The 19651-nt window shown below is 66.6% G+C and carries 19 protein-coding genes; 13 read left to right on the top strand and 6 right to left on the bottom strand.

The window, feature by feature from the left end; genetic code table 11:
* Nucleotides 1–27 precede the first annotated feature (27 nt).
* Nucleotides 28–963 (top strand): ABC transporter ATP-binding protein, encoded by a 936-nt coding sequence (locus AC1DCJ_RS02065; protein ID WP_478070124.1) that lies wholly within the window; start codon nucleotides 28–30, stop codon nucleotides 961–963.
* Nucleotides 960–2075 carry an ABC transporter permease gene (locus tag AC1DCJ_RS02060; RefSeq protein WP_463270445.1) on the top strand — a complete coding sequence of 372 codons (1116 nt, stop codon included), beginning with the start codon at nucleotides 960–962 and terminating at the stop codon, nucleotides 2073–2075. Before AC1DCJ_RS02065 ends, AC1DCJ_RS02060 begins: the two co-directional genes overlap by 4 nt.
* A 43-nt stretch (nucleotides 2076–2118) precedes the next feature.
* Here the strand turns inward: AC1DCJ_RS02060 and miaB are convergent, their stop codons facing one another.
* Entirely contained in the window at nucleotides 2119–3576 is a 1458-nt protein-coding gene (gene miaB, locus AC1DCJ_RS02055; protein WP_137189067.1) for a tRNA (N6-isopentenyl adenosine(37)-C2)-methylthiotransferase MiaB, read from the bottom strand.
* Between the two features lie 200 nt (nucleotides 3577–3776).
* On the opposite strand from miaB, the gene AC1DCJ_RS02050 reads away from it, so the two are divergent.
* The 6 genes from AC1DCJ_RS02050 to AC1DCJ_RS02025 all read left to right on the top strand — a co-directional run bounded on the left by AC1DCJ_RS02050 (nucleotide 3777) and on the right by AC1DCJ_RS02025 (nucleotide 8917).
* Nucleotides 3777–4724, top strand: coding sequence for a lytic transglycosylase domain-containing protein (locus AC1DCJ_RS02050; RefSeq protein ID WP_478069963.1), 948 nt, complete (start codon nucleotides 3777–3779; stop codon nucleotides 4722–4724).
* A gap of 182 nt (nucleotides 4725–4906) precedes the next feature.
* Complete coding sequence (gene petA / locus AC1DCJ_RS02045) at nucleotides 4907–5527, top strand: ubiquinol-cytochrome c reductase iron-sulfur subunit (protein WP_313246915.1); 621 nt, start codon at nucleotides 4907–4909, stop codon at nucleotides 5525–5527.
* 2 nt (nucleotides 5528–5529) lie between these two features.
* Nucleotides 5530–6789, top strand: a complete 1260-nt coding sequence (locus AC1DCJ_RS02040; RefSeq protein ID WP_038689279.1) for a cytochrome b — start codon at nucleotides 5530–5532, stop codon at nucleotides 6787–6789.
* Entirely contained in the window at nucleotides 6782–7528 is a 747-nt protein-coding gene (locus AC1DCJ_RS02035) for a cytochrome c1 (RefSeq protein ID WP_137189071.1), read from the top strand. Before AC1DCJ_RS02040 ends, AC1DCJ_RS02035 begins: the two co-directional genes overlap by 8 nt.
* 160 nt (nucleotides 7529–7688) lie before the next feature.
* Entirely contained in the window at nucleotides 7689–8324 is a 636-nt protein-coding gene (locus AC1DCJ_RS02030) for a glutathione S-transferase N-terminal domain-containing protein (protein WP_038689276.1), read from the top strand.
* 149 nt (nucleotides 8325–8473) lie between these two features.
* A complete protein-coding gene (locus tag AC1DCJ_RS02025; protein ID WP_128095955.1) occupies nucleotides 8474–8917 on the top strand; it encodes a ClpXP protease specificity-enhancing factor in 444 nt (147 codons plus the stop codon).
* 168 nt (nucleotides 8918–9085) lie between these two features.
* Here the strand turns inward: AC1DCJ_RS02025 and AC1DCJ_RS02020 are convergent, their stop codons facing one another.
* The 4 genes from AC1DCJ_RS02020 to AC1DCJ_RS02005 all read right to left on the bottom strand — a co-directional run bounded on the left by AC1DCJ_RS02020 (nucleotide 9086) and on the right by AC1DCJ_RS02005 (nucleotide 11893).
* Nucleotides 9086–9442 (bottom strand): DUF3301 domain-containing protein, encoded by a 357-nt coding sequence (locus AC1DCJ_RS02020; protein ID WP_038689272.1) that lies wholly within the window; start codon nucleotides 9440–9442, stop codon nucleotides 9086–9088.
* Nucleotides 9443–9523: 81 nt separating this feature from the next.
* On the bottom strand, nucleotides 9524–10627 hold the full coding sequence (locus AC1DCJ_RS02015; RefSeq protein WP_478069962.1) for a DUF2272 domain-containing protein: 1104 nt from the start codon (nucleotides 10625–10627) through the stop codon (nucleotides 9524–9526).
* Between the two features lie 142 nt (nucleotides 10628–10769).
* Nucleotides 10770–11627 carry a carboxylating nicotinate-nucleotide diphosphorylase gene (gene nadC, locus AC1DCJ_RS02010; RefSeq protein WP_478069961.1) on the bottom strand — a complete coding sequence of 286 codons (858 nt, stop codon included), beginning with the start codon at nucleotides 11625–11627 and terminating at the stop codon, nucleotides 10770–10772.
* Nucleotides 11624–11893, bottom strand: a complete 270-nt coding sequence (locus tag AC1DCJ_RS02005; protein WP_128095951.1) for a Trm112 family protein — start codon at nucleotides 11891–11893, stop codon at nucleotides 11624–11626. The genes nadC and AC1DCJ_RS02005 overlap by 4 nt, the downstream gene beginning before the upstream one ends.
* A 59-nt stretch (nucleotides 11894–11952) precedes the next feature.
* Here AC1DCJ_RS02005 and purE point away from each other — a divergent pair, with 59 nt between their 5' ends.
* Together purE and AC1DCJ_RS01995 are read left to right on the top strand one after the other, a co-directional pair.
* Nucleotides 11953–12456 (top strand): 5-(carboxyamino)imidazole ribonucleotide mutase, encoded by a 504-nt coding sequence (purE, locus tag AC1DCJ_RS02000; protein ID WP_038689267.1) that lies wholly within the window; start codon nucleotides 11953–11955, stop codon nucleotides 12454–12456.
* Entirely contained in the window at nucleotides 12453–13601 is a 1149-nt protein-coding gene (locus tag AC1DCJ_RS01995) for a 5-(carboxyamino)imidazole ribonucleotide synthase (RefSeq protein WP_478069960.1), read from the top strand. Before purE ends, AC1DCJ_RS01995 begins: the two co-directional genes overlap by 4 nt.
* A 362-nt stretch (nucleotides 13602–13963) precedes the next feature.
* Here AC1DCJ_RS01995 and AC1DCJ_RS01990 read toward each other — a convergent pair whose 3' ends face one another.
* A complete protein-coding gene (locus tag AC1DCJ_RS01990; RefSeq protein ID WP_141058632.1) occupies nucleotides 13964–14545 on the bottom strand; it encodes a superoxide dismutase in 582 nt (193 codons plus the stop codon).
* Between the two features lie 119 nt (nucleotides 14546–14664).
* On the opposite strand from AC1DCJ_RS01990, the gene grxD reads away from it, so the two are divergent.
* The 3 genes from grxD (at nucleotide 14665) to AC1DCJ_RS01975 (ending at nucleotide 19407) form a co-directional block, all read left to right on the top strand.
* A complete protein-coding gene (gene grxD, locus AC1DCJ_RS01985) occupies nucleotides 14665–14985 on the top strand; it encodes a Grx4 family monothiol glutaredoxin (protein ID WP_038689261.1) in 321 nt (106 codons plus the stop codon).
* Nucleotides 14982–15728: an SDR family NAD(P)-dependent oxidoreductase gene (locus tag AC1DCJ_RS01980; RefSeq protein WP_478069959.1), complete on the top strand. Its 747-nt coding sequence runs from the start codon at nucleotides 14982–14984 to the stop codon at nucleotides 15726–15728. The genes grxD and AC1DCJ_RS01980 overlap by 4 nt, the downstream gene beginning before the upstream one ends.
* Nucleotides 15729–16134: 406 nt before the next feature.
* Nucleotides 16135–19407: a TonB-dependent receptor gene (locus AC1DCJ_RS01975; protein WP_478069958.1), complete on the top strand. Its 3273-nt coding sequence runs from the start codon at nucleotides 16135–16137 to the stop codon at nucleotides 19405–19407.
* Nucleotides 19408–19651: the final 244 nt, after the last annotated feature.

Below are 19651 nucleotides of genomic sequence, written 5' to 3'. Positions count from 1 at the left end.
GCGGGGGCCGGTGGGGAGCCACTGGCCATCCGCGCGCGCGGGCTGACCAAGCGCTTCGGTGACCTGGTGGCCGTCGACCACGTCGATCTCAGCGTGCCGCGCGCGAACGTCTACGGCTTCCTTGGCCCCAACGGCTCGGGCAAGTCGACCACCATCCGCATGCTGTGCGGGCTGCTCACCCCCAGCGAGGGCGACATCGAGGTGCTCGGCCTGCGCATTCCCGAGCAGGCCGAAGCGCTGCGCAGGCGCATCGGCTACATGACCCAGCGCTTCTCGTTGTTCGATGACCTGACCGTCCGCGAGAACCTGGAGTTTCTTGCCGCCGTGCAGGACATCCCGCGCGCTGCGGCACGCCAGCGTATCGACGCGCTGGTGGCGCAGTATCACTTTGAAGACCGCCAGAGGCAGCTGGCCGGAACCCTGAGCGGCGGCCAGAAGCAGCGCCTGGCGCTGGCCGGGGCGGTGATCCAGCAGCCCGAGCTGCTGTTCCTGGACGAGCCCACCAGCGCGGTGGATCCGGAGTCGCGCCGCGATTTCTGGGAGAAACTGTTCGACCTGGCCGATGCCGGCACCACGCTGCTGGTGTCCACCCACTACATGGACGAGGCCGAGCGCTGCCACCGTCTGGCCATCCTGGACCAGGGCGCATTGGTGGCCGACGGCAGCCCCGCCGAGCTGACCGCCGCGCTGCAGGGCCGCACCCTGGAGGTAGCCGCCCAGCAGCCGCGGCAGGCCCAGCGCCTGCTGGCCGGCCTGCCTGGCGTGCTCAGCGTGGCCCAGATCGGCAACACCCTGCGCGTGCTGCTGGCGCACCCCGGCGAAGGTGAGGACCGCATCCGTCAGGCGCTGCGCGGCGGCGGGCAGGGCGCCGAGGTCGTGCCGGCGGCCGCCAACCTGGAGGACGTGTTCGTGTCGGCCACGCGCGGACGCGACAGCACTGCGGCGCAGGACACCTCGCCATGAGCCTGCGCCGGCTGTGGGCGATCGTGCTGAAGGAGCTGCGCCAGATGCGCCGCGACCGCATCACCTTGGCCATGATCGTGGGCATCCCGGTGATGCAGCTGGTGCTGTTCGGCTATGCCATCAATCTCAATCTGCGGCATCTCGACACCGGCGTGGCCGATCAGGCCGGAACCTCGGCCTCGCGTGCCCTGCTGATGGACATGGTAGCCACCGGGGTGATTCACCCGATCCTGCGCGTGGATACGCCCGAGCAGCTGGTGCAGGCGCTGCGCGAGGGGCGCATCAGCATCGGGGTGGTGGTGCCACCGGATTTCGAACGCCGCCGTTTTGAAGGTCGCGAAGCCGTCCAGGTGATGGTGGACGGCAGCGACACCGTGGTGCAGAGCGCGGCAGTGCAGCTGGCGCAGGTGCCGTTGAGCACCCAGCCGGTGGGCAACGACCGGCCGCTGCGCAGCGGCGCGGTGGCCAGTGCCGGGCAGATCAGCGTGGTGGCGTTCTACAACCCGCAGCGGCGCTCGGCGATCAACATCGTGCCGGGGCTGATCGGCATCATCCTGACCATGACCATGGTGATGTTCACCGCCGTGGCGATCGTGCGCGAACGCGAGCGCGGCAACATGGAACTGCTGATCGCCACGCCATTGACCCGCAGCGAGTTGATGATCGGCAAGGTGCTGCCGTATGCGGCGATCGGACTGGTGCAGACCACCCTGGTGCTGCTGCTGGGCATGTGGCTGTTCGACGTGCCGGTGCGTGGCAGCGTGCTGGACGTGTACCTGGTGGCGATGCTGCTGATCACCGCCAACCTGTCGCTGGGGCTGTTGATCTCGACCAAGGCGCAGTCGCAGTTCCAGGCCATGCAGATGACGATGTTCGTGTTCCTGCCGTCGATCCTGTTGTCCGGCTTCATGTTCCCCTTCGCGGGGATGCCCAGGGTCGTGCAGTGGCTGGCCGAGGTGCTGCCGCTGACCCATTTCCTGCGGCTGGTGCGCGGGATCATGCTGCGGGGCGCGCGCTGGTGGGAGCTGTGGCCGGAGGTGCTGGCACTGCTGGCCTTCATCGCGGTGATGATGACCCTGGCGATCCTGCGATTCCGCAAGCGGTTGGATTAGGGGCGACCAACCGTCGGCACGCCCCTGATTGGTCGGCACGCCGTTACGCCGTCACCATCCGCGCGCGCAGCGAGTTGCTGTACGCCTCGGTGATCACCACGTCGACAAACTGCCCCACCAGGCGCGGGTGCCCCGGGAAGTTCACCGAGCGCATGTTTTCGGTCTTGCCGGTCAGCTCGTTCGGGTCGCGCTTGGACGGACCTTCCACCAGCACGGTCTGCACGGTGCCGACCATCTTCGCCGAGATGCCGGCGGCATGTTCGTTGATCCGCGCCTGCAGCCGCGACAGTCGGGCGTGCTTCTCGGCGTCGCTGATGGTGTCTTCCAGATCGGCCGCGGGCGTGCCCGGGCGGCGCGAATAGATGAAGGAGAAGCTGTGGTCGAAGCCGATGTCTTCGATCAGCTTCATGGTCTTCTCGAAATCCTCGTCGGTCTCGCCGGGGAAGCCGACGATGAAGTCCGAGCTGATCGAGATGTCCGGGCGCACCGCCCGCAGCTTGCGGATCTTGGCCTTGAATTCCAGCGCGGTGTAGCCGCGCTTCATCGCCGACAGCACCCGGTCGCTGCCGGCCTGTACCGGCAGGTGCAGGAAGTTGGCCAGCTGCGGCACGTCGCGGTAGGCATCCACCAGCGAGTCGCTGAACTCCAGCGGGTGCGAGGTGGTGAAGCGGATCCGGCCCACCCCGTCGATCTCGGCGATGGTGCGGATCAGTAGGCCGAGATCGGCGAACTCGCCCTCCCCATACGGCCCGCGGTAGGCGTTGACGTTCTGCCCGAGCAGGTTGATCTCGCGCACGCCCTGGGCAGCCAGCTGGGCCACTTCCACCACCACGTCCTCGAACGGACGGCTCACCTCGGTGCCACGGGTGTAGGGCACCACGCAGAACGAGCAGTACTTGGAGCAGCCTTCCATGATCGACACGAACGCCGAGCCACCGTCGGCGCGCGGCTCGGGCAGGCGGTCGAACTTCTCGATCTCCGGGAAGCTGATGTCCACCTGCGACTTGCCCGACTCGCGCCGCTGCCGGATCAGCTCGGGCAGGCGATGCAGGGTCTGCGGGCCGAACACCAGGTCCACGTGCGGGGCGCGCTTGATGATCGCCTCGCCTTCCTGCGAGGCCACGCAGCCGCCCACGCCGATGATCACGCCACGGCCGTTGTTCTTCAGCGCCTTCCAGTACCCCAGCTGGCTGAACACCTTCTCCTGGGCCTTTTCGCGGATCGAGCAGGTGTTCATCAACAGCACGTCGGCCTCGGCCGGGTCGTCGGTGAGCTCCAGCCCCTCGGCGGCGGCGAGCACATCGGCCATCTTGGACGAGTCGTACTCGTTCATCTGGCACCCGTGGGTCTTGATGTAGAGCTTGCCGCGCACCGGTCCGTCCACCTTCGGCCGGGTGCCGGGCAGGGGGATCAGGTCGGGGCGGGGCGAATCGGGCGAAGCGGAGGCAGGCAAGGCGGAGCCGGCCGAAGTCGGCGCGGTCGAAGCTGGCGTCCCGGTCATGGCGCTTATTCCAGTCGGGTGGGCGGGCAGGCAGCCCGGAAGGCTGCTGGGAAGCCGCCCATTGTAGCGGGGAAGGGGGGAGGGCGCCGGGCGCCCGGGCCGGCCCGCGGTGTGACGGCCGTCGGGGGTTGGGGCCTGAAGTCCGTCAGTGTCGCGTCAAAGACTTGGCAAGGCTCCGTTAACTTGGGACACTCGCCGCCATGAAGGGGATCTTGGGGATCGCTGCGCTGGCCTTGGCTGCGCTGACCGCTTTGCCGGCCAGTGCGGGCACGCTGTACAAGTGCGTCGGAGCCGACAACATCCCCAGCTACGTGAGCAAGCGGGTGGCGGGCGCGTCCTGCAGTGTGGTCAGCAGTTACCGGCCCGACCGAAGCGCCCCACGCCGGTATGTGCCGCCGGCCCCGACCCCGGTCGCCGCCGCTGTCGTCGCGACCCCGGCCGGCAGCCCGGCCGCCGCCGATCGCRCCAGCGCCGGCACCGCACTGACGGCCAGCGCCCCGGCCCAGCCGGCCACCGTGCTCAGCGCCCCGGCGGCGACCACCCCGCGRCCCAACAAGGCCGGGCGCGTGGTCAACGGCCAGGTCTATTCCTATATGAAGGACGGGGTGCGCCATTACACCAGCGCCCGTCCCACCCAGCTGGCCAGCCTTGGCCAGGTGCGCACCATCCACTACAGCTTCATCGAGCGCTGCTACGCCTGCGGCGCCAACCCGGGGGTCAACTTCGGTTCGGTGCGGCTCAACACCACGGCCTTCCAGACCGAAATCGCCGCCGCTGCGCGCGAGTTCGGGGTTGAAGAAGCCGTCGTGCGCGCCATCATCCATGCCGAGTCGGCCTACAACCCCACCGCGCTCAGTCGCGCCGGGGCCCAGGGCCTGATGCAGTTGATGCCGCCCACCGCGCGGCGCTTCGGCGTTACCGATTCCTATGACGCAGCGCAGAACATCCGCGGCGGCGTGCAGTACCTGTCGTGGCTGCTCAAGCGCTTCAATGGCAACCTCACCCTGGCCGCGGCCGGTTACAACGCCGGCGAGGGCGCGGTGGATCGTCATGGTGGCGTGCCGCCTTACAGCGAAACCCAGTACTACGTGAAGCGGGTGGCGCAGTTGGCCGATCGCTACCGCGGTGCGCAGGCCACCACCCAATGAGGCGCCGCGCCCATGGCGCTGACGGCCCTTCATGGCGTAATGTCCTGCAGTAATGTCGTTCCGTAGTACCGCGTTGTGTGGCCGACTTCGGTTCAGCTACACTCGCGGCAGATTCAATGTGGACTGGCCCCCACCGGTCCACTGGCAGCCTCAAGCTACCTAAATCAATATCGGAGTGCCGGATGGCCAACGATGGGGTAAACGATCCAGTCAACACCGGACGTCGACGATTCCTTTCCGCAACCACTGCGGTGGTCGGAGCAGTCGGCGTCGGATTTGCAGCGGTACCGTTCATCAAGTCCTGGAATCCCAGTGCCCGCGCCAAATTGGCCGGTGCCCCTGTGATTGCCGATATCAGCGCCCTGCAGGAAGGCCAGCGACTGGTCATGGAGTGGCGTGGACAGCCGATCTGGATCGTCAAGCGTTCCAAGGCCATCCTGGAGGCACTGCATGGCCTGGACGATCGCCTGAAGGATCCCGGATCCGGCGAGAAGGACCAGCAGCCCGAGTACGTGCTCAAGCAGAACCCGGAGTTCCGGTCGATCAAATCCGACGTCTCGGTGCTGGTCGGGCTGTGTACCCACCTGGGCTGCTCGCCGGAAATGGTCGCCGAGATCCGCCCCGAGCCGTACGACCCGCAGTGGAAGGGCGGTTACTTCTGCCCGTGCCACAAGTCGCGCTTCGACATGTCCGGTCGCGTGTTCAAGGATGTTCCGGCACCGATCAACCTGCTGGTGCCGCCGCACCATTACCAGGACGACAACACCATCATCATCGGCGTTGACCCGCAGGGGGCGGCTTGATCATGGCCAACATCCTTTCCCGCACCGCCACCGGCGTCGCCGACTGGGTCAATGCCCGCGCACCGGGCCTGATGCCGGTGTACCGCAAGCATGTGAGCGAGTACTACGCGCCGAAGAACTTCAACATCTGGTACTACTTCGGTTCGCTGGCGCTGTTGATCCTGGTCAACCAGATCGTGACGGGCATCTTCCTCACGATGCACTACAAGACCAACGCCGCCGAAGCGTTCGCCTCCATCGAATACATCATGCGTGATGTGGAGTGGGGCTGGCTGATCCGCTACATGCACTCCACCGGGGCCTCGCTGTTCTTCATCGTGGTCTACCTGCACATGTTCCGCGGGCTGCTGTACGGCAGTTACCAGAAACCGCGCGAACTGGTGTGGATCCTGGGCATGCTGATCTACCTGGTGCTGATGGCCGAAGCCTTCATGGGCTACGTGCTGCCCTGGGGCCAGATGTCGTTCTGGGGCGCCAAGGTGATCATCTCGCTGTTCGGCGCGATCCCGGTGATCGGGACCGGCCTGACCGAGTGGATCATGGGCGACTACCTGCCCAGTGACGCCACCCTCAACCGCTTCTTCGCCCTGCACGTGATCGCCCTGCCGCTGGTGCTGTTGCTGCTGGTGGTGCTGCACCTGGGCGCGCTGCACGAGGTGGGTTCCAACAATCCCGACGGCGTGGAAATTAAGAAGGGTCCCAAGGGCAACCGCTGGTCGGCCACCGCGCCTACCGATGGCATCCCCTTCCACCCGTATTACACGCTCAAGGATGGCGTCGGCGCCGGGTTCCTGTTGATCATCGCCGCCTTCATCATCTTCTTCGCCCCGGCCTTCGGGGGTCTGTTCCTGGAACACGACAACTTCACCGAGGCCAACCGCCTGGTCACGCCCGAACACATCAAGCCGGTCTGGTATTACACCCCGTATTACGCGATGTTGCGGGTGGTGCCCAACAAGCTTGGTGGCGTGCTGGTGATGTTCTCGGCCATCGCGATCCTGTTCCTGGTGCCGTGGCTGGACCGCGCGCGGGTCAAGTCCTACCGCTACCGTGGCTGGTTGTCGCGGGTGCTGCTGGGCGTGTTCGCGGTGTGCTTCGTCTGGCTGGGCGTGATCGGCTCGGGCCCTGGCACCGACGCCCACGAAACCTATGTGGGCCGCGTGCTGACCTTCCTGTACTTCGCCTTCTTCATCACCATGCCGCTWTGGACCAGGCTGGACAGGACCAAACCGGTACCGGATCGGGTGACCACGCATGACTGACCACTGGATTGTCCGGCTGGCCTGCGCGGCCGCCCTGATGTTGAGCAGCGCCATCGCCGGTGCCGCCGAGGGCGGCAAGACCCTGCAGGCCGGCAACGACCTGAGCGACCGGGCCTCGCTGCAGCGTGGCGCGCAGCTGTACATGAACTACTGCTCGGGCTGCCACGCGCTGAAGTACCTGCGCTATTCGCGCATGGCCGCCGATCTCGGGCTGAGCGAGGAGGAGGTGATGAACAACCTCAACTTCACCGGCACCCCGATCGGCGAGCAGATCCCGGTGAGCATGCCCAAGGCGCAGGCGGAAAAGTGGTTCGGCAAGATGCCGCCGGACCTGAGCCTGATTGCCAGGGTGCGCGGCAGCGACTGGGTGTACACCTACCTCAAGTCGTTCTACGTGGATCCGTCGCGGCCCTTGGGCTGGAACAACAGCCTGTTCCCGAATGCGTCCATGCCCAACCCGCTGTGGGAGATGCAGGGCCTGCAGCACGCGGTGCACGGCAAGGCGGAGAGCCCGGGCGCCGACCCGCCGGTGATCGGCCTGAAGATCGAGCAGCCGGGCAACGTGGATGCACAGCAGTACGACCAGACGGTGCGCGACATCACCAACTTCCTGGAGTACGCCGGTGAGCCGGCTGCGCTCAAGCGTCAGAAGCTGGGCGTCTGGGTGATCCTGTTCCTGGCCCTGCTGACCTTCCTTGCCTACCTGCTCAAGAAGGAATACTGGAAGGACGTGCACTGAGCCTCCAGGCGCCACCGAACGTGGACCGATCCCGGCAGGGGTCGATCGGCCTATTGGCTTTTGTGATGGGCGGTTGCACACTCGGGTACTGTGACGACCGCTGGCAATGGGCTGGCGGCGCCGATACGACCGGCGGTTACCGGACGTTGGAGAGCCTTTGATGGCGGCGAGCGTACGCATGCGAAACACCTTGACGCTGTTTTCCTCGAACGACGATGTCCTGTGCCATCGCGTGCGCCTGGTACTGGCGGCCAAGGGCGTGAGCTACGACTTCGTCCCGGTCGACCCGCAGAATCCGCCCGAGGACCTGATCGACCTCAACCCGTACCACTCGGTGCCCACCCTGGTGGAGCGCGAGCTGGTGCTGTACGCGGCATCGGTGGTCAGTGAGTATCTGGACGAGCGCTACCCGCACCCGCCGCTGATGCCGGTTGATCCGCTGTCGCGCGCGCGCATCCGCCTGGCGATGTTGCGCATCGAACACGACTGGGTGCCGCAGGTGCAGGCCATCCAGCTGGGCAACAAGACCCAGGCCGAAGCCGGTCGCAAGCGGCTGAAGGAACTGCTGACCAGCGCGGTGCCGCTGTTCAAGGCCAGCAAGTTCTTCCTCAATCCGGAGATGAGCCTGGCCGATTGCGCCATGGCCCCGATCATCTGGCGCCTGCAGTCGCTGGACGTGCCGTTGCCCAAGGACGGCAAGTCGATCGAAGACTACGGCAACCGCATTTTCCGCCATCCCGGTTTCATCCGCAGCCTGACCGACCAGGAAAAGAAGCTGCGCGATCTGCCGGGTTGACCGGGCGCACCGGCGCTGTCAACGGGCCGGTGCACTGAATGAAAACGCAGGGCGGGCGCGCGCGGAGGCTGACCTGCGGGTAGGCGGGCGCGTACACTTGTCACTACGCAATCGGATCCCCGCAGCCGAGCAAGGCTCGGCTCTACCCCATGACTGAAGACACTTTCCGCATGACCAGCCACCGTCCGTACCTGCTGCGGGCCCTGGTGGAATGGATCAATGACAACGACCTGACGCCGCACATCCTGGTCGACGCCGGGATGCCGGGCGTGCAGGTGCCGCAGAGCGCGGTCAAAGACGGCCGGGTGGTGTTGAACATCGCCGAACGCGCCGTGGTACAGCTGCACATCGACAACGACGGCGTGAGCTTCTCGGCGCGCTTTTCGGGCACCAGCTACCCGGTGCACGTGCCGATTTCGGCCGTGCTGGCCGTGTACGCGCGCGAGACCGGGCAGGGCATGGCACTGCCGGATGACATCCCCGGCCACGAACCGGGCCCGGACGATGAGCTGCCGCCGGATGACAGCCCGACCCCGCCTGATGACGTGCCGCCCAAGCCCAGCGGCCGCCCGCATCTGCGCGTGGTGAAATAAAACACGCATGGCCGCCGCAAGGCGGCCATTCCACGTAGAGCCGACCGTTGGTCGGCTGCTCTCCGCGGAAATCCATGGCGACCGACCCAACGGCAGCCGACCAACGGTCGGCTCTACCGCGTAATGCGGGATGCGTCAGCCGACCAACGGTCGGCTCTACCCCCGGAGTCAGACGTCCTCGGCGCCGCTGGTGTCCACGCTGCGCCGGATCTCGCTGATGCGCGCCGCCGAGGGGCCGACGAACGACACCAGCTCGTCCCCGCGCAGCACCATGCGGCCGCTGTGGCGGTCCACGCCATCGTGCGAATACTCGAACTTGAACGTGCGCTCCCAGCCCAGCCAGCCATTGGGCTTGCGGCACACACGCAGCCCGGTGGAATGCACGCTCTGGTCCAGCCATTGCACATCGGCGGCGCGGCAGGCGTTGCGGCCCAGCTCGCCGGCACGCTCGGCGGCGGCGCGTGCGGAGTTCCAGAACGCGTACGCGAACGCACCGGCAATCATCAACAGGATCAAACTGGGCATGGGTGACTCGGAACGATCTGAGCGGCTGGAACCCCCAAGATGGCGGCGAACCTCGCTCGGATCAAGCCACGCACGCGCCCATCATCCGTCGGTACGCGGCGTGGCCGCAGGCAATGGCACGGGAGGCTGGGGGGGCCTAGCCGGTAACGACGACGGCCTCGCCGGGACCGGTGCCGACCCCGGCGCAGCAGGCGACACTGGCAACGGGCGTGCCGGCGGTAGCGGCTGAGCGGGGCTTGGTGGCATGCCATCCACGGCCGGTGATGGCGTCGTGGGCGGAGGCGGGAGCGCTGCAGGCGAGGTTGCGACCAGCTTCAGCAGCGCGGCCCAGTCCTGCCGGTTGAAGTTGCATTCCTCTTCGCGGCCCGGCGTGCACCCCAGTTCCATGCCATCGCTGGCATTGTCCTTGGCCGGCGGCAGTTCAATCCGGCCACTGCGGTCCAGCGACAGCTTGCGCATCGCCACGGTGTTCATCACGTTGCCGCCGATCAGGTACAGGGTGCGGTCGCCGCCCATGTTGGCCGCGATCACCACCTCGCAATGCGACTTCCAGTGGGTCACCGCGCCACTGCCCAGCGACTGCACCAGGCCGCTGTAGCTGAGCGCTTCCCGGCGATCGCGCAGGTAGCACAGCAGGTCGCCCGGCGCGGGTTTTTCCTGCGCCGGATCGGCCATCCGGTACGGGCCGCTGTTCTGGTACGCCGCGCGGATGTAGTCGATATGCCGGGGCGAGCGGGTAAAGCCCGGCACGCTGGCGCGGGTCATCACCCAGGAAATGAAGGCGGCCGACCATGGGTTGTCGATCAGGAACGCCCGGCAGTCGGTGTCGGTGTAGCGCGTGCCCGGCGGGGCCATGCAGCTGGTTGCACCGGGCTGCCCGCCCATCGGCGACAGCGTGCCGCTCTGGCGCCAGTACCCCACCACGCGTTGCCAGGCGACCATGCCGTTGTCGGCGAGGTGCACGTCCTCGGCTTCGGTCGCGCTGATGCTGGCCACGCGGCCGTCGCGGTCGATGAACGGGCGATACCAGAGCCGGTGTTCGTTGCAGGCGGTCTGCACGATGTTCACTGCCAGGGGGCTCAGCCCGAACCGGGGCGGGATGTCGCAGACCTCGGCCGCGGACGCGGTGGCCGGCAGCAGCGTCGCCAGCGGCGACAGACATGCAAGCAGGAACAAGGGGCGCATACGCGCTCTCCGGGTGGGGGCAGGGCAAGCCTCGCAGACCCGGTCTGCCGATCCCGTGAACGCCGCGCACCGATGCCGCACGACCAACGGTCGTGCGCTACCGGTGGGGTAGGCGTCGACCGTTGGTCGACACGCGCGCGCCTCAACCCGGCGGCGGGCCCAATTTCAACGACAGGTCGATCGCCTGCACGTGTTTGGTCAGGCCGCCGATCGAGATGCAGTCCACCCCGTCCTCGGCGATCGCGCGCAGCCCCTCCAGGCCCACGCTGCCGGAGACTTCCAGCGGTATCCGCCCGGCGGCGATGCGCACCGCCTCGCGGCGCAGGTCGGCATCGAAATCGTCGATCAGGATGCGCTCGCAGCCCACGGCCAGCGCTTCGCGCAACTGGACCAGGTCCTCCACCTCGACCACCAGCGGCAGTTGCGGCCACTGCGCCCGCGCGGACTGCACCGCCGCCGTGAGCGAGCCCGCGGCGCGGATGTGGTTTTCCTTGAGCATCACCGTGTCGAACAATCCCAGCCGATGGTTGTCACCGCCGCCACAGCGCACCGCGTACTTCTGGGCCACGCGCAGCCCGGGCAGGGTTTTGCGGGTGTCCAGGATGCGTGCGCCGGTGCCCGCCACGGCGGCCACGTAGCGCGCCGTCGTGGTGGCCGTTCCTGACAGCGTCTGCAGGAAGTTCAGCGAGGTGCGCTCGGCGCTCACCAGGCTGCGGTTGCGCCCGTGCAGGATGGCCAGCACCGTACCGGCGGCAACGTGGTCGCCCTCGGCCACCCGCCACTCGATCTGGACCTGCGGGTCCAGGGCGCGATGGGTGGCGTCGAACCACGGCCGGCCGGCGATCACCGCGTCCTGCTTGCACAGCAGGTAGGCGCTGTCGGGGCGGTCGGGCAGCAGTGCGGCGGTGACATCGCCGCTGCCGATATCCTCGGCCAGCGCCCGTGCCACATCGGCCGTTACCCCGGCGGCATCAGGTGCCGCAAGCTCGGCCCGACTCATTTTTCCGGGAAGTCGGCGATCTGCGCGGTGGCGATGGCTTCCTCGGCCAGCAGCACCGGAATCCCATCGTCGACACGGAACACCTGCTTGCGGTCGCGGGTCAGCAGCGCCTCGCGCAGGGCCAGCGCCTGGGTGCTGCCGTCGGCCTTGAGCACGGTGCCGGCGCCGATCGCGCGGTTGAGTGCCTCCAGACCCTTGGCGTCCAGCAGGGACAGGGGCTGGCGGGTGTCGGGCGAGCACAGCAGGTCAAGCAGCTTGCGATCCATGGATTCTTCGTCTTGCGTGGAAGATGGCTAGAATACGTCTTTAAGGCAGGTGACGGCCAATGACCCCCAACCAATCCGCGCCGCTCGTCGGCATCGTCATGGGTTCCCGCTCCGACTGGGAAACCATGCAGCACGCCGCCCAGAAGCTCGATGCGCTCGGCGTTCCCTATGAAGTGAAAGTGGTTTCGGCGCACCGCACGCCGGACGTGCTGTTCACCTATGCCGAGCAGGCCGGCAGCCGCGGCCTGCGCGCGATCATCGCCGGTGCCGGGGGCGCGGCCCACCTGCCGGGCATGATCGCGGCCAAGACCGCCGTGCCGGTGCTGGGCGTGCCGGTGCAGTCCAAGGCCCTGAACGGCATGGATTCGCTGCTGTCGATCGTGCAGATGCCGGCCGGCATCCCGGTGGCCACCTTCGCCATCGGCAACGCCGGCGCGTCGAACGCGGCACTGTTCGCGGCCGCGATGCTGGCCCCGGAGCAGCCGGCGATCGGCCAGGCGCTGGACGCATTCCGCGCCCGCCAGACCGAAGACGTCATGGCCCACGACGATCCGCGTCAATGAGCACCAAAACCGTAGGCATCCTGGGCGGTGGCCAGCTGGCCCGCATGATGGTGCTGGCCGGCGCGCCGCTGGGGCTGCGCTTTGAACTGTTCGACCCGGCCGCCGACGCCTGTGGTGCCCAGGTGGCGCCGCTGCAGGTGGCCGCGTTCGACGATGAGGCCGCGCTCGCCGCATTTGCCGCCCGCGTGGACGTGGTCACCTTCGATTTCGAGAACGTGCCCGCGCACAGCGCCCGCTTCCTGGCCGAGCGCGTGCCGGTGTATCCCAACCCGGATGCGCTGGCCGTGGCCCAAGACCGCCTGAGCGAGAAGACCCTGTTCCAGCAACTGGGCATTCCGCTGCCGCCGTTCGCCGACATCCGCAGCCGCGACGAGCTGGCCGCGCGGGTGGCCGAGTTCGGCATGCCCTGCATCGTCAAGACCCGCCGCCTGGGGTACGACGGCAAGGGCCAGTTCCGCATCCGCAGCGCGGCCGATATCGATGCAGCCTGGGCCACCCTCGGCGAGTACGTCGAGAAGACCGGTCTGATCCTGGAGGGCTTCGTCGCCTTTGATCGCGAAGTCAGCGTGGTCGCCGTACGCGGTCGCGACGGTGAGTTCCGTGCGTGGCCGGTCACCGGCAACTGGCATGTGGACGGCGTGCTGTCGGCCAGTCTGGCCCCGGCGCGCCTGAGCCCGGCCCAGCACGAGGCGGCCATCGGCCATGCCCGCGCGCTGGCCGAGCGCCTGGACTATGTCGGCGTGTTCGCGCTGGAGCTGTTCTGCCGCGGTGACGAGCTGCTGGTCAACGAGATGGCCCCGCGCGTGCACAACTCCGGCCACTGGACCATCGAAGGCAGCGAGACCTCGCAGTTCGAGAACCACCTGCGCGCGGTGCTCGGCCTGCCGCTGGGCGACACCCGCATGCTGGGGCAGGCCTGCATGCTCAACTGGCTGGGCGCGATGCCGGCTGCCGAGGCCGTGCTGGGCCAGCCCGGCGGGCATTGGCACGACTACGGCAAGCAGCCGCGCGACGGCCGCAAGGTGGGCCATGCCACGCTGCGCGATGACGACGCGGGCATGCTGGCCGATGCGTTGGAAAACGTGGGCGGGCAGCTTGATCGCAGCGCCCAGGTCGCCCCGGTGGTCGCGGCGCTGCGCGGGTAGATCGGTGGGAGGATGACGGCGCCCCGGTCACGACCAACGGTCGTGACCTACCGGAATCTGCCGGTACACGCAGCATCCCAAACCCCCGGTCGATACCGACCGTAAACGCCCCGGGTAGGTACCGACCGTTGGTCGGTAAAGGCGGCCGTCTCAAACCCCGGTCGATACCAACCGTCAACGCCCCGGGTAGGTGCCGACCGTTGGTCGGTACACGCAGCATCCCAAACCCCCGGTCGATACCGACCGTAAACGCCCCGGGTAGGTACCGACCGTTGGCCGGTACACGCGGCCATCCCAACCCCCGGTCGAAACCGCCCGTCAACGCCCCGGGTAGGTACCGACCGTTGGTCGGTACACACAGCTCAATCGCGCAACTGCGCCGCCACGAAATCCCAATTGACCAGCTTCCAGAACGCCTCCAGATAGCGCGCGCGCTCATTCTGGTAGTCCGTGTAATACGCGTGCTCCCACACATCACAGGCCAGCAGCGGGGTGCTGTGCCCGGTCAGCGGCGTGCCGGCATTGCGCGTGCTCTGGATCGCCAGCGCGCCGGTCGGGTGCTGCACCAGCCATACCCAGCCCGAACCGAACAGGCCCAGTGCGGCGCGCTCGAATTCCTCGCGCAGCCGGCGCACGTCGCCGAAGTGGCGGGTCACCAGTTCGCCCAGCCGGTCCTTCGGATCGCCGCCGCCGCGCGGGTGCAGGCACTGGAAGTAGAACGCGTGGTTCCAGGCCTGGGCGGCGGCATCGAACAGGCTGCCCTGGCTTTGCCGCACGATGTCCTCCAGCGGTAGGTCGGCCAGCTCGGTGCCTTCGATGCGCGCATTGACCGCCTCGATGTAGGCGCGATGATGGCGACCGTGGTGCAGGTCCAGCGTTTCGGCCGACAGGTGCGGCTGCAGGGCGGTGCGGTCGTAGGGCAGGCGGGGCAGGTCGAGGGGCATGGCTCGCATTGGATTGGGGACGGGGGCGCCGGTGGCAGGGCCGGAAGGCTTACAATGGCGCTGAGGGAAGTCTATCCGACCGGCCAGGCCGGGTTGTCCCACCCGCAGGGAGAGTCGTTGTGGCGGTGATGCAGCAGATCCAGACCGAAGTGGAGCGTTACCCCCTCGTGTTGTTCATGAAGGGCACCCCCCAGTACCCCATGTGCGGGTTCTCCAGCCGGGCAATCCAGGCCCTGATGGCCGCCGGCGCGGTCGCGCTGCGCACGGTCAACGTGCTTGAGGAACCGGAGGTCCGCGCCAACCTGCCGCGCTTCTCCAACCTGCCCACCTTCCCGCAGCTGTTCATCCACGGCGAACTGATCGGCGGCTGCGACATCGTGCTGGAGCTTTTCGAATCCGGCGAGCTCAAGCGCATCGTGGAAGAGGCATCGCTCCCATGAGTGCGGTCCCGTCCGTTGTGGTCGGGACTGGATCGCTTGCCGATCGCGTCATCCTCATCGCCGGTGCGGGCGGTGGCTTCGGCAGCGCCGCTGCCGTGGCCTGCGCCGGAGCCGGTGCCACGGTGGTCCTGCTGGGACGCAAGCCGCGCCGGCTCGACCGGGTGTACGCGGCCGTCCTGGCCGCCGGCCCCGAGCCGCTGCTGTACCCGATGGACCTGGAAGGGGCCACCCCCGACGACTACGCCGCACTGGCCGAGCGCCTGCAGAGCGAGCTTGGCCGTCTGGACGGCCTGCTGTACTGCGCCGCCGACTTCGCCGGCCTGACCCCGTTCGAGCTGGCCGACCCGGCCGCCTTCGCCCGGGCGGTGCACGTCAACCTGACCGCGCCGGCTTGGCTGGCCCAGGCCTGCCTGCCGCTGCTGCGCCAGCGTGACGATGCCGCACTCGTGTTCACCGTGGACGATCCAGCACGGGTAGGGCAGGCCTACTGGGGGGGCTATGGCGCCGCCCAGCACGGCCTGCGCGGCCTGATCAGCAGCCTGCATGACGAGCTGGGCCGCAGCCCTGTCCGGGTCAGCGGCCTGCAGCCGGGCCCGATGCGCACGGCCTTGCGTGCCCGGGCCTTTTCGCTGGATGAAGACCGCAGCGCCCGCGATCCGGTCGACTGCGCGCAAGCTGCCGTGCTGCTGCTCTCAGCCGCCGGTGCGGGCCACCGCGGGCAGATCCACACCCCCGCCGCGTAGCGCCGGGCGCCGCCCGGCCGCTTGAGCCCCGTAGAGCCGGGCTCTGCCCGGCTGCCTTTGACGTTCTGGCGCAGCCGGGCAGAGACCGGCCCTACGCAATTGGCCGATCGCGGTTCCAGCCGGGCAGAGCCCGGCTCTACGGGCGGGCGCGCTGTCATATCCCCGCCATTCAGCCAGTCCATCCTAAATGTGAAGAAAGCGTCACGATACCGTTGTGATGGCGTGTGTTTTGTCGCCAAACCGTCACAATCCGAAGCTACCGTGTTAATCTAGTGTTAACCGTTGCGGCTGAAACCAGCCAGCGGCTAGGGAACCCAGATCAAAAGTCCAGTCAGCCGCCAGCAAGGCTGCTTGGGCGCGTTTTTTTCTCCGCCATCCCCAATCTCGCATCGAGGCTATCCCCAAAATGACCCACCTCCGGATGTCCAAGCTCACTCTTGGTCTCGTGGCTGCACTTGCCGCCGCTCCCGCCTTCGCCCAGAGCACCTCTGCCGGTGTCGGCGGCCAGGTCACGTCCGCCGCAGGTTCGCCTGTTGTCGGTGCCGAAGTCACCATCACGCACACCGAGTCGGGCACCGTCAGCCGCGCCACCACGGATGCGTCGGGTCGTTACAACGCGCGCGGCCTGCGCGTGGGTGGTCCGTACACCATCACCATCAACAAGGCCGGTGAAGGCACCAAGACCGAAGAAGGCGTTTACCTGAACCTCAATCAGGTAAACACCGTCAACGCCAACCTGGCCGGTGACATGGCCGCCGGTGCCACCAACCTCGATGCCGTGCAGGTCGTGGCCGTGGCCGGTGGTTCGGAAATCTTCAGCGCCTACAAGATGGGCACCGGCACCAACGTTGATCGCCAGACGATCGAGTCGCTGCCGTCGGTCAACCGCAACATCCAGGATTACATCCGCCTCGACCCGCGCATCTCGCAGGTCAGCAAGGCCGACGGTGCGATCTCGGTCGGTGGCCAGAACACCCGTTACAACGCGATCCGCATCGACGGCATCGGTGCCGGCGATCCGTTCGGCCTGGAATCCAACAACCTGCCGACCGAGCGTCAGCCGGTGTCGATGGATGCGATCCAGGAAATCAACATCGACATCGCCAACTACGACACCACCATCGCCGGTGGTACCGGTGCGGTGATCAACGCGGTGACCAAGTCGGGTACCAATAACTTCGGCGGCACCGTGTACTACGCGTACCGCGACAAGGATATGGTCCGCAAGGATCTGGAAGGCGTCCGCTTCAACGGCTTCGATGACGAAAAGACCTACGGCATGACCCTGGGTGGCCCGATCATCAAGGACAAGGTCTTCTTCTTCGCCAACTACGAAAAGATGGAGCGTTCGGCCCCGGGCGTCAGCCTGACCGACTCGCCTTACGGCAAGGGCACCATCACCGATGCCGACATCACCCGCGCGCAGCAGATCGCCACCGGTTACGGCTTCGATGCCGGCTCGCTCAACGCGCCGTCGAACAAGACCGAAGTGGAAGAGTACGCGCTGAAGGTCGACTGGAACATCAGCGACAACCACCGTGCTGCCGTGCGTTACAACAAGCTCGAGCAGAACGTGGTGCGCTTCCCGCAGATCAGCAGCAGCGCCGTTTCGCTGAGCAGCTTCTGGTACCAGCAGCCGAAGACCTACGAATCGTGGATGGGCGAGCTGTTCAGTGACTGGTCCGAGAACTTCTCGACCGAGTTCAAGCTGTCGCACAAGGAATACACCTCGGTCCGTACCACCCCGTCGAGCCTGCCGCAGATCCAGGTGCGTGGCTTTGGCGCCACCGGCAATGACTCGCTGTACTTTGGTACCGAGCAGAACTCGCACGTCAATGCGGTCGAGAGCAAGGAACTGAGCGCCTTCGGTGCGGCTACCTGGTACGTCGGCGACCACACCGTCAAGTTCGGTTTCGACTACTCCGACAACGACCTGCTGAACTACTACGGCCGTAACGTCAATGGCGCCTACAGCTTCGCCAGCCTCAACGACTTCGCCAACAATAATCCGGCCCAGTACATCGTGCGCGCCCCGCGTGCAGGCGGCAGCTACGATGACATCCCGGCCAAGTACACGCTGAAGAACACCGGTGTGTTCATCCAGGACAGCTGGGCCGTCAACAGCAATCTGACCGTGCAGGCCGGCGTCCGCGTCGACATGCCGGATTTCAGCACGCAGAAGCTGTACAACCCGCGCATCATGCAGCTGTACGGGTATGACAACACCCAGTTGCCTGACCAGAAGCTGGTGCAGCCGCGCTTCGGTTTCAACTACACCTTCGACACCGATCGCCCGACCCAGCTGCGCGGCGGCGTGGGCCTGTTCGGTGGCGCGGCCCCGAACGTGTGGCTGGCAGGTGCCTACCAGAACACCGGCCTGAACTACACCGAGTACACGGTGAACAACCCGGGCGCGATCTTCACCCCGGACACCAATCCGCCGTACATCCCGAGCGCGGGCGCCGGTGCACGCCAGAACGTGGACATCGCCTCGCCCGACCTGAAGTTGCCGTCGGTGTGGAAGACCAACCTGGCCTTTGACCACGAACTGCCGTGGTACGGCATCGTCGCGTCGGCTGAGTTCCTGTACACCAAGGTCAAGAGCGCGATCTATTTCGAGCGTCTGGATCTGTACAACCAGGCTGGCGCCGGTTCGACCCGTATTGGTCAGGACGGTCGTGAGCTGTTCTGGAACGGCGCGGGCTACATTCCATGCGTGGGTCTGGCAGCTACGCCGACCAACTGCTCTATCCGTGAGGGTGCAACTGCCGTTGGTACCACCCAGCGCGTGGGCGGCAAGGCAAATCGCCCTTCCGACATGGGCGACGTGTTGCTGATGAAGAACACCGACAAGGGCAGCAGCCGCCAGTTCACCGTTGGCCTGAACAAGCCGCTGACCGAAAACTGGGGCTGGTCGCTGGCCTACACCTACACCGCTGCGAAGGAAGTCAGCCCGCTGACCAGCTCGCAGAACACCTCCAACTGGGGTAGCACCCTGATCGGCAACGTCAATGAGAACGTGGCCTATGACTCGCGCTACGCGATCAAGGACCGTATCACCGGCTCGATCAACTGGAAGAAGGCGTTCTTCGGCGACTACAACACCTCCGTGGGCCTGTTCTATGAAGGCCGTTCGGGTCGTCCGTTCAGCTACATCTACTACAACGACATGAACGGCGACGCTGCGTCCACCTCGGGTGCCGGCTTCTTCAACGACCTGTTCTACGTGCCCAACGGCTACGGCGACGTCAAGTTCACCGGCGGCGCGGCAATGGAAAAGGCCTTCTTCGACTGGCTGGCGGCCAACCCGCAGCTGGAGAAGTACCAGGGCCAGATTGCCCCGGCCAACGCCTTCCGCACCAAGTGGACCAACAGCTTCGACGTGCATATCGCCCAGGAATTCCCGGGCTTCATGAAGGAGCACAAGGGTGAGCTGGCGCTGGACATCATGAATGTCGGCAACCTGATCAACAAGAAGTGGGGCCGCATCGAAGACTACGGCTTCAACTCGACCGCACGCGTTGCCAGCTACGCAGGTATCGATCCGGCCACCGGCAAGTACATCTACAACTTCACCGGTTCCGCCGATAGCCCGCAGATCCAGGAAAACAACAACGACAAGGGCAACACCGGCGTGTCGCGCTGGTCGATGCAGCTGACCCTGAAGTACAAGTTCTGATCCATAGAACGTGATGGTTGATTGAAAACGGCCGGGGAAACCCGGCCGTTTTTTTTGTGGGCGGCCGCTCGCGTTGGGTCGCCTCCTTGCCAGATCGGCCCGGTCCATGTATCTTCGATGGGTTGCGCAGAAATCAGTGCACCGCAGCGGCTCCAAATGGCCTGCTGACGTCAGGATGTATCCAACGGTCGGGTTTCCCGGCCGTTTTGCTTTTTAAGGGGGCAGCAGTACAGTCGTCTACCTT

This window comes from Stenotrophomonas sp. 10N36, from assembly GCF_056395005.1.
Note: the sequence above shows the minus strand (reverse complement) of the source record. Positions and strands in the feature narration are given on the sequence as shown.